The organism is Streptomyces sp. NPDC040610 (assembly GCF_055594065.1).
The window spans coordinates 521447-537392 of sequence record NZ_JBVIXA010000005.1 but is presented as its reverse complement, the minus strand read 5'-3'; the positions used below and the strand labels follow the sequence as shown (position 1 = coordinate 537392).

The 15946-nt window shown below is 72.6% G+C and carries 15 protein-coding genes; 11 read left to right on the top strand and 4 right to left on the bottom strand.

The genetic code is table 11. From position 1 onward, the window contains the following. Positions 1-130 precede the first annotated feature (130 nt). Entirely contained in the window at positions 131-1795 is a 1665-nt protein-coding gene (hutU, locus tag ACZ6AA_RS21125; RefSeq protein WP_468459798.1) for a urocanate hydratase, read from the bottom strand. A gap of 131 nt (positions 1796-1926) precedes the next feature. Between hutU and ACZ6AA_RS21120 the strand changes: the two genes are divergently transcribed. Next, positions 1927-3354, top strand: a complete 1428-nt coding sequence (locus ACZ6AA_RS21120) for a type III PLP-dependent enzyme domain-containing protein (RefSeq protein ID WP_471459390.1) — start codon at positions 1927-1929, stop codon at positions 3352-3354. Between the two features lie 51 nt (positions 3355-3405). Here the strand turns inward: ACZ6AA_RS21120 and ACZ6AA_RS21115 are convergent, their stop codons facing one another. Further along, positions 3406-4293, bottom strand: a complete 888-nt coding sequence (locus ACZ6AA_RS21115) for a LysR family transcriptional regulator (protein ID WP_468482501.1) — start codon at positions 4291-4293, stop codon at positions 3406-3408. A gap of 128 nt (positions 4294-4421) precedes the next feature. Between ACZ6AA_RS21115 and ACZ6AA_RS21110 the strand changes: the two genes are divergently transcribed. The 9 genes from ACZ6AA_RS21110 to ACZ6AA_RS21070 all read left to right on the top strand — a co-directional run bounded on the left by ACZ6AA_RS21110 (position 4422) and on the right by ACZ6AA_RS21070 (position 11837). Continuing rightward, a complete protein-coding gene (locus tag ACZ6AA_RS21110) occupies positions 4422-5063 on the top strand; it encodes a hemerythrin domain-containing protein (RefSeq protein ID WP_471459388.1) in 642 nt (213 codons plus the stop codon). Positions 5064-5170: 107 nt separating this feature from the next. Then, positions 5171-6172, top strand: coding sequence for a GNAT family N-acetyltransferase (locus ACZ6AA_RS21105; RefSeq protein WP_471459386.1), 1002 nt, complete (start codon positions 5171-5173; stop codon positions 6170-6172). 94 nt (positions 6173-6266) lie between these two features. Beyond that, positions 6267-6692: a VOC family protein gene (locus ACZ6AA_RS21100; RefSeq protein WP_471459384.1), complete on the top strand. Its 426-nt coding sequence runs from the start codon at positions 6267-6269 to the stop codon at positions 6690-6692. Positions 6693-6700: 8 nt separating this feature from the next. Continuing rightward, positions 6701-7903, top strand: a complete 1203-nt coding sequence (locus ACZ6AA_RS21095; RefSeq protein WP_468459810.1) for a glycosyltransferase — start codon at positions 6701-6703, stop codon at positions 7901-7903. 181 nt (positions 7904-8084) lie between these two features. Further along, entirely contained in the window at positions 8085-9452 is a 1368-nt protein-coding gene (locus ACZ6AA_RS21090; protein ID WP_468459812.1) for an APC family permease, read from the top strand. 235 nt (positions 9453-9687) lie between these two features. After that, a complete protein-coding gene (locus ACZ6AA_RS21085; protein ID WP_468459814.1) occupies positions 9688-10098 on the top strand; it encodes a hypothetical protein in 411 nt (136 codons plus the stop codon). Beyond that, positions 10095-10898, top strand: coding sequence for a transcriptional regulator (locus tag ACZ6AA_RS21080; protein ID WP_468459816.1), 804 nt, complete (start codon positions 10095-10097; stop codon positions 10896-10898). Before ACZ6AA_RS21085 ends, ACZ6AA_RS21080 begins: the two co-directional genes overlap by 4 nt. A gap of 82 nt (positions 10899-10980) precedes the next feature. After that, the gene (locus tag ACZ6AA_RS21075; protein ID WP_468459818.1) at positions 10981-11397 is read left to right on the top strand and encodes a roadblock/LC7 domain-containing protein; all 417 of its coding nucleotides are present in this window, start codon (positions 10981-10983) and stop codon (positions 11395-11397) included. 65 nt (positions 11398-11462) lie between these two features. After that, positions 11463-11837, top strand: a complete 375-nt coding sequence (locus tag ACZ6AA_RS21070) for a hypothetical protein (RefSeq protein ID WP_468459820.1) — start codon at positions 11463-11465, stop codon at positions 11835-11837. Between the two features lie 47 nt (positions 11838-11884). On the opposite strand, the gene ACZ6AA_RS21065 is transcribed toward ACZ6AA_RS21070, so the two are convergent. Together ACZ6AA_RS21065 and ACZ6AA_RS21060 are read right to left on the bottom strand one after the other, a co-directional pair. Next, positions 11885-12718 (bottom strand): MurR/RpiR family transcriptional regulator, encoded by an 834-nt coding sequence (locus tag ACZ6AA_RS21065; RefSeq protein ID WP_468459822.1) that lies wholly within the window; start codon positions 12716-12718, stop codon positions 11885-11887. Then, a complete protein-coding gene (locus ACZ6AA_RS21060) occupies positions 12715-14277 on the bottom strand; it encodes an aromatic amino acid ammonia-lyase (RefSeq protein ID WP_471459381.1) in 1563 nt (520 codons plus the stop codon). Before ACZ6AA_RS21060 ends, ACZ6AA_RS21065 begins: the two co-directional genes overlap by 4 nt. 215 nt (positions 14278-14492) lie before the next feature. Here ACZ6AA_RS21060 and ACZ6AA_RS21055 point away from each other — a divergent pair, with 215 nt between their 5' ends. After that, positions 14493-15917, top strand: coding sequence for a purine-cytosine permease family protein (locus tag ACZ6AA_RS21055; RefSeq protein WP_468459825.1), 1425 nt, complete (start codon positions 14493-14495; stop codon positions 15915-15917). Positions 15918-15946 lie beyond the last annotated feature (29 nt).

The window sequence follows — 15946 nt, the reverse complement described above, 5'->3', positions numbered from 1 at the left end:
CGGGCTGGAGGGTGCCTGGGCAGGCTGGAAATGTGCCGGTGAATTTCAGCCCCTCCGGCGTTTGAGGAGCGGGGGTCCGGGGGCAGAGCCCCCGGCTCGGGACGGGGCGGGTTGGGGGAGATCTCCTCGTTCACTCGCCCTCGCCCTCCCGCATGGGAACCCGCACGCCCCGCTCGTCCGCCACGGCCTCGGCGGAGTCGTACCCGGCGTCGACATGCCGGATGACCCCCATCCCGGGGTCGTTCGTCAGCACGCGCCGCACCTTCTCACCGGCGAGCTTCGTCCCGTCCGCCACGGACACCTGCCCCGCGTGGATGGAGCGCCCCATGCCGACCCCGCCGCCGTGGTGGAGGGAGACCCAGGAGGCACCCGACGCCACGTTGACCATGGCGTTGAGGAGCGGCCAGTCGGCGATGGCGTCGGAGCCGTCGAGCATGGCCTCGGTCTCGCGGTAGGGCGAGGCGACGGAGCCGCAGTCGAGGTGGTCGCGGCCGATGGCGAGGGGGGCCTGGAGCTCGCCCGAGGCCACCATGTCGTTGAAGCGCTCACCGGCCTTGTCGCGCTCGCCGTAGCCGAGCCAGCAGATGCGGGCGGGCAGGCCCTGGAAGTGGACGCGCTCGCCGGCCATCTTGATCCAGCGGTGGAGGGACTCGTTCTCCGGGAAGAGGTCGAGGATCGCCTTGTCGGTCTTGTGGATGTCGGAGGCCTCGCCGGAGAGGGCCGCCCAGCGGAAGGGGCCCTTGCCCTCGCAGAAGAGGGGGCGGATGTAGGCGGGCACGAAGCCGGGGAACGCGAACGCCCGGTCGTAGCCCGCGAGTTGGGCCTCGCCGCGGATGGAGTTGCCGTAGTCGAAGACCTCGGCGCCCGCGTCCATGAAGCCGACCATGGCCTCGACGTGCTGGGCCATGGACTCCCGGGCGCGCCGCGTGAAGCCCGCCGGGTCCTTCTCGGCCGCCGTCGCCATGTCGTCGAAGTCGACGCCGACGGGGAGGTAGGCGAGGGGGTCGTGGGCCGACGTCTGGTCGGTGACGATGTCGACGGGGGCGCCCTCGGCGAGCATGCGCGGGAGCAGTTCGGCGGCGTTGCCGAGGAGGCCGATGGAGAGCGGGCGGCGGGCGTCGCGGGCCTCGACGGCGAGCTGGAGCGCGTGCTCCAGGGAGTCGGCCTTCACGTCCAGGTACTTGTGCTCGATGCGGCGCTCGATGGCGCGCGGGTCGACGTCGATACAGATCGCGACGCCGTCGTTCATCGTGACGGCGAGGGGCTGGGCGCCGCCCATGCCGCCGAGCCCGGCCGTCAAGGTAATCGTCCCGGCGAGCGTGCCGTTGAACTTCTTCGCGGCTACGGCGGCGAACGTCTCGTACGTGCCCTGGAGGATGCCCTGCGTACCGATGTAGATCCACGAACCGGCCGTCATCTGGCCGTACATGGTGAGGCCGAGCGCCTCCAGGCGGCGGAACTCCTCCCAGTTCGCCCAGTCGCCGACCAGGTTGGAGTTGGCGATGAGCACGCGGGGCGCCCACTCGTGGGTCTGCATGACGCCGACCGGGCGGCCGGACTGGACGAGCATCGTCTCGTCCTGCTTGAGGGTCTTCAGGGTGCGCACCATCGCGTCGAAGGAGCGCCAGTCGCGGGCCGCCTTGCCGGTGCCTCCGTAGACGACGAGCTTGTCGGGGTGCTCGGCGACCTCGGGGTCGAGGTTGTTCTGGAGCATGCGGAGGGCGGCTTCCTGCTGCCATCCCAGGGCGCTCAGTTCCGTACCGCGCGGGGCCCGTACGGGGCGGGGTCCTGACATGGCAGTGCCTCCTCGATGCTGTGACGGTTCGATGCTGTGACGTTGATATTCACATCCTGGGGTCGTGAATAGACCTAGTCAATAGCGCAGCGGGGCAGCGGGGGCGGCGCACGGGTGATTGTCTGGATCACATGGGCCTCGACGACAGGACCGACCGGCGGTCGGACGAAGACGAAACCGATCAGCTCACGCGCGTCCTCGGGCAGGCCGCACCCCAGGGCGCCCCCGCCGGCGACCGCCGCGACCAAGCCGTCCGCGCCGCCGTCGAGCAGGGCATCGTCGGCCCCGACACCCCCCTCGCCGGACTCCTCGACGTGGCCGGGATCCGCGCGGGCGCCGCCGCCCTGCGCGCCGCGTTCGCCGAGGTCGCCGCGGACGGCACCCGGATCCTGCACGCCTTCGCCGTGAAGGCGACCCCGCTGGTCCCGGTCCTGCGGCTGCTGCACGACGCCGGGATCGGCGCGGAGGTGGCGAGCCCCGGCGAGCTGGCCCTGGCCCGCGCCGCCGGGATACCGCCCGCGCACACCGTCCTCGACTCCCCCGCCAAGACCCCGGCGGAGCTGCGCGAGGCCCTCGCCCTCGGCATCGCCGTCAACGCCGACAACCCGCAGGAACTTGCCCGCCTCGACGCCCTCGTCCAGTCCGCGCCCACCCGCTCCCCGCTCGGGATCCGGGTGAACCCGCAGGTCGGCGGCGGCGCGATCGAGGCGCTCTCCACGGCGACCGCCACCTCCAAGTTCGGGGTGCCGCTGCGGGACGAGGGCGCCCGGGAGTGGGTCGTCCGCGCGTATCTGGACCGGCCCTGGCTGACCCGCCTTCACACGCACTCCGGGTCCCAGGGCATGCCCCTGGAGCTGATGGCCGCCGGTGTCGCGGCCGCGTACGCGCTCGCCGAGGAGATCAACGCCCGTGCGGGCCGCCGCCAGATCGACACCCTCGACATCGGCGGCGGCCTTCCCGTCAACTTCGCCTCGGACGAGCAGACACCGACGTTCGCCCAGTACGCGCGGCTCCTCGAGCGCGAGGTGCCCGGGCTGCTCGACGGGCGCTACGGCCTGGTCACCGAGTTCGGCCGCTCGCTGCTCGCCAAGCACGGGACGCTGCTCGCGCGGGTGGAGTACGTGAAGTCGGCGGGCGGGCGCGGCATCGCGCTGACGCACGCGGGCGTGCAGGTGGCGACGCGCACGGTGTACGCGCCCGAGTCCTGGCCGCTCAGGATCGCCGCGTACGACGCGAAGGGGCGCCCCAAGGCGGGCCCCGGCACCGGCCAGGACATCGCGGGCCCGGCCTGCTTCGCGGGCGACCTGCTCGCCCGGGACCGGGAGCTGCCGCCCCTCGAACAGGGCGACTACGTGGCGGTGCTCGACACCGGCGCGTACTACTTCGCCCACCACTACTCGTACAACAGCCTCGCCAGGCCCCCGATCCACGGCTTCGCCGCGGGTTCCCGGGAGGAGGGCGGGGCCGTGCGGTTCTCGGTGGTGCGCGAGCAGCAGCGCGTGGAGGAGATCGTCGCCGAGGCGGGCGGCGGGGCGCGGGACGCGCTGCGCGGGCTCTGATACCGCGGGGCGGCGCGGAGGAACTCCTGGAGGCTCAGCGGCGGAGCGCCCTCAGAAGCGGAACACGCCGAGGTCGCGCACCGTGGCGGCGAGCGCGCGGATGAGGTCGTTCTCGGCCTCGGTCCGCCAGACCAGGGCGAAGGTCATGGTCGTCAGGTCGGGGACGGGCAGCCAGCGGATGTTCGACATGCCCCAGTACCGGGTGACGTGGCCGGGGAAGCTGTGGATGATCTCGCCCATGCCGACCATGCCGATCAGTTCGTCGGCGTTGTCCGCGGCCGCGACGCGCTCGATCGCCCGGCCCCGCGGGGTGTGGAAGGGCAGATAGCTGTCCTCCCAGTAGTCCGGCAGGGCTAGGGCGGTGCTGTGCGGGAAGTCGGCGAACAGCTCCAGGGGCACGGAGTCCCGGACCGCGAGCGGGTGGTCGGCGGCCACGGCGAGGATCCGGGAGTCGGTGCACAGCGTCGGCCCGACCGTGAAGTCCGGCTCCGCCACCGGCAGCCAGGCGACCACGACGTCCATGGCGCCGCTGCGGAGCTGGCCGAACACGTCGGTGAAGGTGGCCTGGCGGATCTGGAGCCCCCACTGCGGGTGCCGTGCGCGGAACGCCTTCCAGTAGGGGTGCAGATCGACGAGGTTGAAGGGCAGCATGCTGACGCGGAGCTGCGCGGTGATCCCGCGGGCGGCCAGCCGGGCGCGCTCCAGGGAGTGGTGCAGGCCCGCGTAGACCGGCTGCAGGTCGTCGCGGAACTGACGGCCGACCTCCGTCAGGCACACCGTGCGGCTGGTGCGGGTGAACAGCTCGGCGCCGATGCGCCGCTCCTGCTTCTTGATGGCCTGGCTGACGCGCGCCTGGGACACGTGCAGCCGCTGCGCGGTCCGGCCGAAGTGCAGTTCCTCGGCGAGGACCAGGAAGATCTCGATGTCCCGCAGTTCCACCGGCCCCCCGGCCCCTGGCGATAACCCGGCGGTTATCGGACGTCGCGAAAATTCGCATTGATCATACGTGCGGGCCGCAAGAGGGTTGAGGGCATGCGAGTACGCGTACAAAGCCCTGCATTACGCCCATGAGCGATGCCGCCGATCCGACCGCGCTGTACGCGATGCATGCCGCCCTGCGCCGGGAGCTGACCCAGTTGGACCGGGTCACCACCACCGCGGACCGTGACCCCCGGCACGTCCTCGCCACCGCCGCCGGATGGCAGCTCCTGAAGAAGGCGCTGCGTGCCCACCAGTCGGCGGAGGACGACGCGCTGTGGCCACCGCTGCGCCACCGTCTCGCCGGACGCCCTAAGGACCTGGCCGTCCTCGCGGTGATGGAGGCCGAGCACGCCGCCATCGCCCCGGTGGTCGGGGCCATCGACGCGGCCCTCGCCGACCCGGGAGCCGACCCGCTGCACGTCGGCCAGCTCACCGACGCGCTGACGAGCGGCATCGCCGGGCACCTCGACCACGAGGAGGACACGGCGCTGCCGCTGGCCCTGCGGGAGCTGACGGCCGAGCAGTGGGGTCGCTTCGGCCGGGTGCAGGCCCGGCGGATCGGCCGGGACGCGCCCCTGCTGCTGCCGTGGCTCCTCGACGGCGCCGACGAGCCGACGGCGCACCGGCTCCTCGCTCCGCTGCCCGCGTCCATGCGCGCCGCGTACCTCGACCGGTGGGCCCCGGCGTACGCCGTTCTGGACCGCTGGAGCGCGGGCACCGCGGCCTGACGCGGCCTGATCAACGTGTCCGGCCCGACCGCCCTGCCGACCTCGGCCACCCGACCACCTTCGCCACCTCCACCACCTCCACCACCTCCACCACAGGAGTCACCACCGTGTCCGAGCCCGCCCTGCCCCGCCCCCTCCCGCACGTCACGGCCGCCGACGCCGCCGCCTGGCACCGGGTCGTCGCCGCCTCCATGGCCCACGACCTGCCGGGCGTGCCGCCACCCGGCCCCGAGGCGGTCCACGCCCGGCTCACCCGGCCCGCCCTGGACAGCCACCGGCTGATGTGGCTGGCCGCCGGGGCGGACGGCGTGCCCGTCGGTGTCGCGAGCCTGCGCCTCTTCGCCGCCGCGGGGCGCGACCACCTGGCCGAGCTGGAACTCCACGTGGACCCCGCGCACCGGCGCCTCGGCACCGGCTCCCGTCTCCTCGCGGCAGCCGTGTCGGCCTGCCGTGCCGAGGACCGGCGCAGCCTGATCGCCGAAGCCGCCGCCGACGGGCCCGGCGCGGCCTTCGGCGAACAGCGGGGCTTTCGCCGGGCGTTGACCCTGGACCACCTGCTGCTGCGCCTCGACGAGCAGGCCGGGGCCGACGTCCTGAAGGCCGCCGACGCCGAGCACCCCGGCTACCGGCTCACCGGCTGGACCGGAACCGTTCCCGACGACCTCGCCGACGCCTTCGCCGCGGCCAAGAACGCGATGAACGACATGCCCGTCGGCGACCTCGACTTCGGCAGGGTGGCCTGGGACGCCGACCGCGTCCGCGCCATGGCGAAGGTGGTGGACGACCGCGGGGACACGCTCCTGACGATCGCCGCGATCCACGACGACGGCACCATGGCGGGCTACACCGAGATCCTGATCCCCCAGGGCGCACCGCCCCGGGCCCAGCAGTACGACACGGCGGTCGTGCCCGAACACCGCGGCCACGGCCTCGGGTTGTGGGTCAAGGCCGCCATGGTGCGCCGACTGCGCGCCGAGCACCCCGGCGTCACCGAGGTCGAGACGGACAACGCCGACGACAACGTCCACATGCTCGCGGTCAACCACGCCCTGGGCTTCCGCACCTACCGGCGCACGTGCGAGTTCCAGCTCGACGTGCCCGCGTCCTGATCCCGGTCCCGGCCGATCCCGTGTACCTCGTGATCCCGGCGTTCCCCCTGATCCCCCTGGTCCTCATGATCCTGGCAGCCCTCAAGGAGCCCTCATGAACGTGTCCGCCTCCACCCTCTCCCTGACCGTCGACGACGTGGACGCCTCCCGCGACTTCCTGTGCACCCACCTCGGCTACCGGGTGGCCATGGCCGACGACGGCTTCGCCTCCCTGACGCGCGGGGACGCCGCCGTCGACGTCGTCCTGCTCCGCCGGGGCCTGGAAGTGCTCCCACCCGAGCAGCGCGACCAGCGGGCGGCCGGTCTGATCCTGGCGCTCACCGTCACCGGTCTCGCGGCGGAGGAGGCCCGGCTGCGCGCGGCGGGCGCCCCCATCACGATGCCGCTGCGCGAGGAGCCGTGGGGCGAGCGGCTGTTCCAGCTGACCGACCCGAACGGGGTGGTCGTCCAGCTCGTCGAGTGGGCGGCCGCCCCCGACGCCGCCGACGACGCCGCCCCGGCCGACAGCGACGCGAGCTGAGGGCCGCCATGCGTGTGTTGTTGATGTCGTACGGGTCGCGCGGCGACATCGTGCCGCTGGCCGGGTTCGCGGCGCGGCTGCGGGAACTCGGCGCGGACGTACGGGTGTGCGCGCCCCCGGACGAGGAGTTCGTGGAGCTGTTCGCCGGGATCGGCGTGGAGCTGGTGCCGTTCGGGCGGCCCGTGCGCGCGCTGGTGACCGGTCCGCCGCCGCCGGACGTGGCCGGGTTCGCGGCCGAGCTGGTCGCGGCGCACTTCGGGACCGTCGCCGCGGCGGCCGAGGGGTGCGACGTGCTGGTGGCGAGCGGGCTGATGCCGGCCGGTGCGCGGTCGGTGGCGGAGAAGCTGGGCATCCGGTACGTGTACGCGTGCTTCCACCCGTTCGAGATGCCGTCGCGGCACTACCGGCCCTCGCCCCGGCCGGGCCCGCAGGCCCCGCCAGGGACGACCGACAACCGGGCGCTGTGGGACCTGGACGCCCAGAAGGTGAACACGTCGTACCGCGCGCCGCTCAACGCCCACCGGGCGGCGCTCGGTCTGCCGCCGGTCGACAACGTCCGCGACCACGTCTTCGGCGACCGGCCGTGGCTGGCGGCGGACCCGATCCTGGGGCCGTGGCGGGAGCTGCCGGACGCCGACGTCGTGCAGACCGGCGCCTGGCTCCTGCCGGACGAACGCCCGCTCCCGGGCGACCTGTCGGCGTTCCTGGACGCGGGCACCGCCCCCGTGTTCGTGGGCTTCGGCAGCATGCCGATGCGCGCCGCGACGGATGTCGCCCGGGTGACCGTCGACGCGGTCCGCGCCCGGGGCCGCCGTGTCCTCGTCTCCCGCGGCTGGGCCGACCTGGGGCTCGTCGACGACGCGGCCGACTGCTTCGCCGTCGGCGAGGTCAACCACCAGGCGCTGTTCCGCCGGGTGGCCGCCGTCGTGCACCACGGTGGCGCGGGCACCACGACGACGGCCGCCCTCGCGGGCGCGCCCCAGGTGGTGGTGGCGCAGTTCGTGGACCAGCCGTACTGGGCCTCCCGGGTCGCCGACCTCGGCATCGGCGCCGCGCACGACGGGCCGGTCCCGACCTTCGAGTCCCTGTCGGTCGCGCTCAAGACGGCCCTGGCCCCGATGACCCGCGCCAAGGCGGTCGCGGTGGCCGGCACGATCCGCACCGACGGCGCGACGGTGGCCGCGAGGCTGCTGCTCGACGCGGTCGGCTGACGAAAGCTGACGGAACCTGACGCGAGGGGTCGATGGACGCGGGCGGCGCCGCGCGCACCGACACCGGGTTGTTCCCCGAACTCCCGCTTCATCGGCCTCTCCACCGGGAAGAAGATCCTTCCCAGCCGGAAAAGGCACACCGCCGGAAACGGCAACACCGTCACCCTCGGGGGAGGCTCCTGTGACGACGTCAGGAACCAGCGACACCACCAGTCCACCGGCGGCCGAGGACCCGGGCCTGAAACGGGTGCTCGGCCCCAAGCTGCTCATCCTCTTCGTGATCGGCGACATCCTCGGCACCGGCATCTACGCCACCACCGGCAAGGTCGCGGGAAAGGTCGGCGGCGCGCTCTGGCTGCCGTTCGCGATCGGTTTCGTCGTGGCGATCCTGACGGCGGCCTCGTACGTGGAGCTGGTGGGCAAGTACCCGAAGGCGGCCGGGGCCGCGCTCTACACCCAGAAGGCGTTCAAGGTCCCCTTCCTCACCTTCATCGTCGCGTTCATGGTGATGGCGTCGGGCCTGGCGTCGGCGAGCGCGGCGGCGCGGGCCTTCAGCGGCGACTATCTGAGCGAGCTGACCGGGGACGCGCTGCCGCCGACGCTCGTGGCGATCACGTTCATCCTGGTCCTCGCGGCGCTGAACCTGCGCGGCGTATCGGAGTCCGTGAAGACCAACGTCGTGCTGACCGCGGTCGAGCTGACCGGCCTGCTGATCATCCTCTCGATCGGCGCGTGGGCGGTGCTCAGCGGGGACGGGGAGCCCGCCAGGCTCACCGAGTTCGAGGCGGACGGCACCGGGTACGCCCTGCTGACCGGCGTGCTCGGGGCGACCGCGCTCGGCTTCTTCGCCTTCGTGGGCTTCGAGGACTCGGTGAACATGGCCGAGGAGACGAAGGACCCGACGCGCACGTTCCCCAAGGCGATCTTCATCGGTGTCGCCGTCACCGGCACGATCTACGTCCTGGTCGCGCTGGTCTCGTCGCTCCTCGTCGACTACAAGACCCTGTCGGGCTCCAGCGGGCCGCTGCTCGAAGTGGTGAAGGCCGGGGGCGTGGACTTCCCGCACAAACTCTTCGCCCTGATCGCCCTGTTCGCGGTCACGAACTCGGCCCTCATCAACATCATGATGGCCTCCCGGCTCTGCTACGGCATGGCCAACGAACGCATTCTGCCCCGCGCCATGAGCCGCGTCCTGCCCCGCCGCCGCACCCCGATCGTGGGCATCGTCTTCGTCTCGATCCTGGCCGTCGGCCTGGTGACGACGGGCGAGATCGAGGGCCTCGGCGACACGACCGCCTTCCTGCTCCTGTGCGTGTTCGCCGTCGTCAACATCGCCGTCCTCGTCCTGCGCCGCGACCCGGTGGACCACCCGCACTTCCGCGCCCCCACCGCCCTCCCGGTCCTCGGCGCGATCACCGCCCTGATCCTGGCCAGCCCGCTGGCCGACCGCCCGGCGGACGTCTACATCCGCGCCGGGGTGCTGCTCGCGATCGGCATCGGCCTGTGGGTGGTGAACAAGGTGGTACTGCGGGCGCGCGACGAGGGCTGACCCACCGGCCCGGGGGACGGCTCGATCACTTGCCCGATACACCCGATCAACGACGAGCCGTTCCCGAAACGCCCACCGAACCGATCTCGTCGAGCTCGGGCATGTTCCCGAGGGAAATACCCATTCCTCACGGAACTTCGGCTTCTCTGCGTACTTTCCTCCCACCGGGCGGTTGGGGCCTCCCGGTGGGGTGGTGGGGGCCACCCCTGTTCCACCCTGGGGAAGGGGAAGCCGCGTGCCCGGTATTGACGAGTGTCTGCTCGAGGCGATGACACTGCCCGGTGCGCGGGGAGCGGCGATCGTCGACTGGACCAGCGGGCTCGCCCTTGGTTCAGTCGGCGATTCGCCGAACAAGGACCACGAGGCCACCGCCGCGGAAACCGCCGAGGTGGCGCGCTCGGCGGCCGAGTACCGGGCGTTCGTCGATCTGAACGAAGGCTTCCCCGGCGAGGTCCCGCCCGACGAGCGGCTCCCGGTCGAGGACCTCATGCTCAGCACGAGGAACGGGTTCCATGTGATCCGCTTCGTGGCGACGACCTTCGACAGCAGTGTCTTCCTCTACCTCTGGCTCGACCGGGACACCGGCAACCTCGCTCTCGCGCGCATCCGGCTGCGGGACCTGTCCGAGCGGCTGGTGCTGATGTGACGGCCGCACGGGCGAGCGCTCCGGCGCAGGCACCGGCGGCCGCGCCCGCCGCCTTCCCGATGCTGATGCGCCTGGCCGACGAGCGGGCCACCGGGGCGTTCCTGCGCGACCAGGGCACCCTCTACCTCGCGGAGGGGCATGTCGTGCACGCCGAGAGCCCTTCGGCGCCCGGCCTCGACGTGCTGCTCACGGTCGGCGGGGCGCTGCCCGAGCAGGGCTGGCAGGAGGCCCTCACCCGGGCCGGGGCCCGGCACGAGGTGGGCCGGGACCTGGTCGGCAGCGGCCGGGTGACCGCGGGCGAGCTGGAGCTGTGCCACCTCGGCGCGCTGTTCGACGCCGCGTTCTTCGTCCTGGGCCCGGCGAGCGGGCCCACCCACTTCCGCTACGGCGTCACACACTGGTTCGGCCGGGTGCGCCCGGTGCCGACCGCTGCCGTGGAGCGGGAGACGCGGCGGCGGCATGCGCTCCTGGACAGCGTCTGGCCCTGCCCGGACGTGGACACCGCCCCGGTCGTGCCCCGTCCGACGGCGCCCGGCCAGACGGTCACCGGCCGCCAGCGCGCCGTGCTGCGGCTCGCCGACGGGGTCCGCACGCCGAAGGCGATCGCCTGGGCCCTGGGCCGTCCCACGTTCCACACCCTGGTCGAGATCAGACGCATGGCCGCGGCCGGACTCGTGGAGAGCCCACGGACCCGGGCCCCGGCCCCGGCCGCCTACCCCGGGCCCATCCCGCTGGACTGCGCCGAGCCGAACATCGCCCTGCTGCGCCGGCTCCGCGACGCGCTGGAGGCAACGCTGTGACGCTCCGTACCGCTCGTCGGACCGAGCCCTCGATCCCATGAAGTTCACCGTGCCGTGGAAGCGCGCGGGGAGGAGACAGCTGATGGCTGCCGAAGCCGATGTACTCGGCGAACTGAGACGGCTACGGACCCGGATACCCCAGCTCAGAGGCGCCCTGACCGCCAGCGTCGACGGGCTCGTGCTGGCCCAGGACACCACCGACATCGAGGCGGAGGGCGTCTGCGCGCTCACCGCTGCGGCGCTCGGGGTGGCCCTGCGGCTGTCCGAGGCCACCCACCAGGGCGGCTTCAGAGAACTGCTGATCCGCGGTGAACAGGGCTATGTGGCCACGTACACAGCGGGTTCCACAGCGGTGCTCACCCTGCTCGCCGAACCCCGCGTCAACGTGGGCCGACTGCATCTGGAAGGCCGCCGCTCCAGCGTGCTCATCGGCGAGCTGGTCGACGCCGCCACCGGACGGGGCGCCGGCACCGGAGATACGGAGGACGCCGCGCCATGACCCCCACCACACCCTCATCGCCCTCGTCACGGGCATCCAACAGACGGAAAGGAAGTGCAGCACCCATGGCCAACACGGAGACAGCCCTCAAAGAGGCGAGCACGTCGATCGAAGGCGTCATCGGCGCCGCCCTGGTCGACTACACGAGCGGGATGGCACTCGGCACGCTCGGCGGCGGCAAGGACCTGGACCTGGCCGTGGCCGCGGCCGGCAACACGGACGTCGTCCGCGCCAAGCTGCGCACGATGGAGCTGCTGGGCCTCAAGGACGAGATCGAGGACATCCTGATCTCGCTCGGCTCCCAGTACCACCTCATCCGTCTCATGAAGGGGCGCAACAACAACGGCCTGTTCCTCTACCTGGCGCTCGACAAGAGCAGGGCCAACCTGGCCATGGCCCGGCACCAGCTCAAGCGCATCGAGGCGAGCCTGGACGTCTGACCGGCCCGGGCGGGCGGACTTCCGGCCCCCCGGCCCCGCCCGCCCGGCTACTCCACGAACAGACCCCGCTCGGCCGCCCCCACGTCGAACTCCTCGAGCCGCGCCTGCGCGTCGGGCAGCCCGTCGCACATGGCCTCCAGGAGCACCCGCCCGAGCAGCATCGGCGCGCAGGCCGTGTCGAAGGCGAGGCCCGTCCCGACGGCGGCGGGCAGCAGCAGATCGCTGTGGGCCGCGACGGGCGCGAACGCGGAGTCGGCGACGGTGACCACGGTCAGCCCGGCGGACCGGGCGTAGGCGAGGGCGTCGACGACCTCGCGGGGGTGGCGGGGAAGCGCGAAGCAGAGCAGCGCGGAGGCCCCGGCCCGCACGGCCGCGTCGACGCGGTCGGTCAGCATGGAGCCCCCCTCGTCGAGCAGCCGCACATCGGGGTGGACCTTCGCCGCGAAGTAGGAGAAGCCGTAGGCCTGGGACGCGGCGGCGCGCAGTCCGAGGACGGGCAGCGGCCGGGAGGAGGCGAGGACGCGCCCGGCCCGCTCCACCGGCGCCGGGTCGGCGAGGAGTTCGCAGAGGTGGCGCAGGTTCTCGATCTCGGCCTGCACGGCCTGCTGGTACTCGTTGAGGTCGGCCTCCGCGCCGGCCTCGGCGGGGGCTACCTCCCGCAGGTGGCGGCGGAGCGCGGGGTAGCCGTCGAAGCCGAGGGCGACGGCGAACCGGGTCACCGACGGCTGGCTGACGCCGGCGAGTTCGGCGAGCTCGACGCTGGAGAGGAAGGGCGCGTCGGCGGCGCGCCGCACCATGCAGTGGGCGATGCGCCGTTGGGTGGGCGTGAGCCGGTGCCCTTCGAAGAGCACCTGAAGCCGCGCCGCGGGACTGTCACTCATGCCGTACCTCGTCGCTCTGTCAACGTGAACCCCTCATCGCCGCCTGCGTCCCCGGCGCTCCCCGTGTCCAGGTGCTCCCACAGCTCCGTGAACCGGTCGAGGAGGGCGGCCGCCGCCGTCACATCATCCGTCAGCGGGCGGTCCGCGGTGTCCTGCTCCAGGACCTGGGCGGCCAGTTCGTACGCCCACGCCACCGGAAGCCCGGGCTCCAGACGCAGCTCGCGCTGCCGCAACGCCCTTACCGCCGCGACCAGTTCGCACCCCACCACGAGCCGGTAGGCGCCGCACGCCCGCAGTGTCTGGCGCGCCGCGAGGGAGGCGAAGCTCGCCTGTTCCTCGACGCCGCGGGAGAGGACGGCGTGGCCGAGCGAGGCGGGGGCGGAGAACGCCCGCAGGTCGCCGAGGGCGGCGCCCGCCGCGTACTCCAGGATCATCACCCCGGACGAGGCGGGTTCCGCGTCGGCGAGGAAGGGGCGCAGGCGGGTGAACGCCGGTTCGTTGAGGGTGGAGAGGCGGGAGCTGGACAGGCGTGCCGCCTGGGTGACCGCGAGCCTGAAGTGGTCGAGGGACAGGGCGAGTTGGGCCATGTAGAAGCCGCCGTGGTGGTAGGCGGCCATGTCCGCGGGTGAGATCAGGGGGTTCTCGGCGGCCGCGTTGATCTCCACCGTCAGGACGTTCTCCAGGGCGTCGGCGGCGTCGTGCGCGGGCCCGTGGATCTGCGGGACGCAGCGGAATCCGTACGGGTCCTGGATCCGGCCGAGCGGCGGCGTCGGGCGGTCGGCGGCGCCGAGCAGGCGGCGCATGCGCTCGGCGACGGCGTAGGAGCCGGGGTGCCGCCGCGCCTCGTGGACGGGCAGCGCGTACGCCTCGTAGGAGCCGTCGACCGCGAGCAGCGAGAGCGCCGCCACCACCTGGGTCGCGCCGAGCAGCCCGCGCAGTTCGTGCAGGGCGAGGGCGGACTGGCCGAGGGTGAGGGCGTTGCTGCTGATCAGGGCGAGTGCGTCGTTGTTGTCCAGGGGCTGGGGGTCGGGGGCGGCACCCTCCCAGGGGTGTTCGCCCGCGAGGGCGAGGCCCATCTGGGAGAGGGCGGCGATGTCGCCGGTGCCGACGGACCCGAACTCGTTCACCACCGGGTACGCCCCGGTCTCCAGCGCCTCGCAGAGCGCGGTGACGACGCTCGGGCGCAGTCCGGCGCCGCCCGCGAGGAGCTGGTTGGCGCGCACGGCGAGCATCGCGCGGACCTCGCGGGCGGGCAGTTCGGCGCCGATGGCGCCCGCGTGGGAGCGCAGCAGCCTGAGGCCGTGGTCGGCGGCGGCCTCGGTGGGCACGTCCTCGGTGCGATTGGCGCCGACGCCGGTGGAGCGGCCGTAGACGCGGCCCCAGGAGGCGATCCGGCGGGCCGCGTGCCAGGACTCCTCGACGCGCTTCATGGCGTCGGTGCCGGGGACGGGCCGCGCGGCGGAGTCGGCGAGGCGTACGACATCGGCCACGGGCAGCCCGAGCCCGTCGAGGACGACCACGGGGACGTCGGCCGCCAAGTCCGCGGTATGAGACGGCATCACGCGCATTTCCTCCTCAAACCGGACCGCCCATCTCGCCCGTCGAGCACTCGTCACCAGTGATTCACGCCGGAGCATTGACAACCTATTCAGGTAACGAGAACTCTGCATGACGATATACAGCCGGGCAAGCGACTCACCCTGAGGACGTCGCGAACGACGGGGCGGCGAAGCACGGCATCACGAAGAACCAGAAGAACTGAGGGGTCACGGCCATGGCAGAGTCCCTGGTGGAGCGCCGCTCCATCGACGTAGTCCCCGACGCGGAGCGGCACGGCACCGCGTTCAGCCAGTTCACGCTCTGGCTGGGCGCGAACCTCCAGATCACGGCGGTCGTCACGGGCGCGCTCGCGGTCGTGTTCGGCGGGGACGTGGTGTGGTCCGTCGTCGGCCTGGTGCTCGGCAACGTCCTCGGCGGCGCGGTGATGGCGCTGCACTCGGCGCAGGGCCCCAAGCTCGGGCTGCCGCAGATGATCCAGTCCCGGGCGCAGTTCGGGGTGCGCGGCGCCGTCGTACCGCTGCTGCTCGTCATCCTCATGTACGTGGGCTTCTTCGCGAGCGGCAGCGTCCTCGCGGGGCAGGCCACGGCGGAGCTGACGCACACGAACGACACCACCGGCATCGTGCTGTTCGCGGCGGTCACGGCGGTGATGGCGGCGGTCGGCTACCGCGTGATCCACGCGCTCGGCCGGGTGGCCAGCGTGATCTGCGCGCTCGCGTTCATCTACCTCGGCATCCGCCTCCTGGACCGCGTCGACCTCTCCGCGCTCCTCTCCGACGCCCACTTCGACCTGCCGATGTTCCTGCTCGCGGTCTCCCTGTCCGCGTCCTGGCAGCTGGCGTTCGGCCCGTACGTCGCGGACTACTCGCGCTACCTGCCGCGGACGACGTCGGGGCGGGCCACGTTCTGGTGGACGCTGTCCGGCTCGGCGCTCGGCGCGCAGTGGTCGATGACGTTCGGGGTGCTCGTGGCGGCGAGCGCGGGCGGGGCGTTCATGGGCAACCAGGTGGAGTACGTCGTGGGGCTCGGCGGCACCGGCCTGGTCGCCTCCTTCCTGTACTTCGTGATCGCGCTCGGCAAGCTGACCATCAACGTCCTGAACACCTACGGCGGGTTCATGTCGATGGTGACGAGCGTCAGCGGCTTCCGCGGCCAGAAGGAGCTGTCGCCGCGCGGCCGTTCGGCGTACATCGCGCTCATCATGGTCGCGGGCACTACGGTCGCGCTCCTCGGCAAGGACAGTTTCCTGACGTCCTTCAAGGACTTCCTGCTCTTCCTGCTGACCTTCTTCACCCCGTGGTCGGCCATCAACCTGGTCGACTACTACCTGATCTCCAAGGAGCGCTACGACATCCCGGCCCTGTCCGACCCGCACGGCCGCTACGGCGCCTGGCGCTGGGACGCCCTCACCGTCTACGGCGTCGGCCTCCTCGCCCAACTCCCCTTCCTGGTCACGCACTTCTACACCGGCCCGCTGGTGGACCCGCTCGGCGGCGCGGACATCTCCTGGATGGTGGGGCTCGTGGTCCCGGCGCTCCTGTACTGGGCCGTGGCGCGCCGGAACACGGCACACATCCCGGAGCGGACGCTGTACGGCACCGCGGCACCGGTTCAAGAGCCGGTATCGCACACGTCATGATCTGACGCGAAATCAACAAAGCCCGGACC

What these genes read in the sequence shown, in the direction of transcription:
- ACZ6AA_RS21065 (WP_468459822.1), bottom strand. Translation starts at nt 12,718, where the DNA reads ATGAGTGACAGTCCCGCGGCGCGGCTTCAGGTGCTCTTCGAAGGGCAC.
- ACZ6AA_RS21120 (WP_471459390.1), top strand. Translation starts at nt 1,927, where the DNA reads ATGGGCCTCGACGACAGGACCGACCGGCGGTCGGACGAAGACGAAACC.
- ACZ6AA_RS21070 (WP_468459820.1), top strand. Translation starts at nt 11,463, where the DNA reads ATGGCCAACACGGAGACAGCCCTCAAAGAGGCGAGCACGTCGATCGAA.
- ACZ6AA_RS21100 (WP_471459384.1), top strand. Translation starts at nt 6,267, where the DNA reads ATGAACGTGTCCGCCTCCACCCTCTCCCTGACCGTCGACGACGTGGAC.
- ACZ6AA_RS21110 (WP_471459388.1), top strand. Translation starts at nt 4,422, where the DNA reads ATGAGCGATGCCGCCGATCCGACCGCGCTGTACGCGATGCATGCCGCC.
- hutU (WP_468459798.1), bottom strand. Translation starts at nt 1,795, where the DNA reads ATGTCAGGACCCCGCCCCGTACGGGCCCCGCGCGGTACGGAACTGAGC.
- ACZ6AA_RS21060 (WP_471459381.1), bottom strand. Translation starts at nt 14,277, where the DNA reads ATGCCGTCTCATACCGCGGACTTGGCGGCCGACGTCCCCGTGGTCGTC.
- ACZ6AA_RS21095 (WP_468459810.1), top strand. Translation starts at nt 6,701, where the DNA reads ATGCGTGTGTTGTTGATGTCGTACGGGTCGCGCGGCGACATCGTGCCG.
- ACZ6AA_RS21055 (WP_468459825.1), top strand. Translation starts at nt 14,493, where the DNA reads ATGGCAGAGTCCCTGGTGGAGCGCCGCTCCATCGACGTAGTCCCCGAC.
- ACZ6AA_RS21075 (WP_468459818.1), top strand. Translation starts at nt 10,981, where the DNA reads ATGGCTGCCGAAGCCGATGTACTCGGCGAACTGAGACGGCTACGGACC.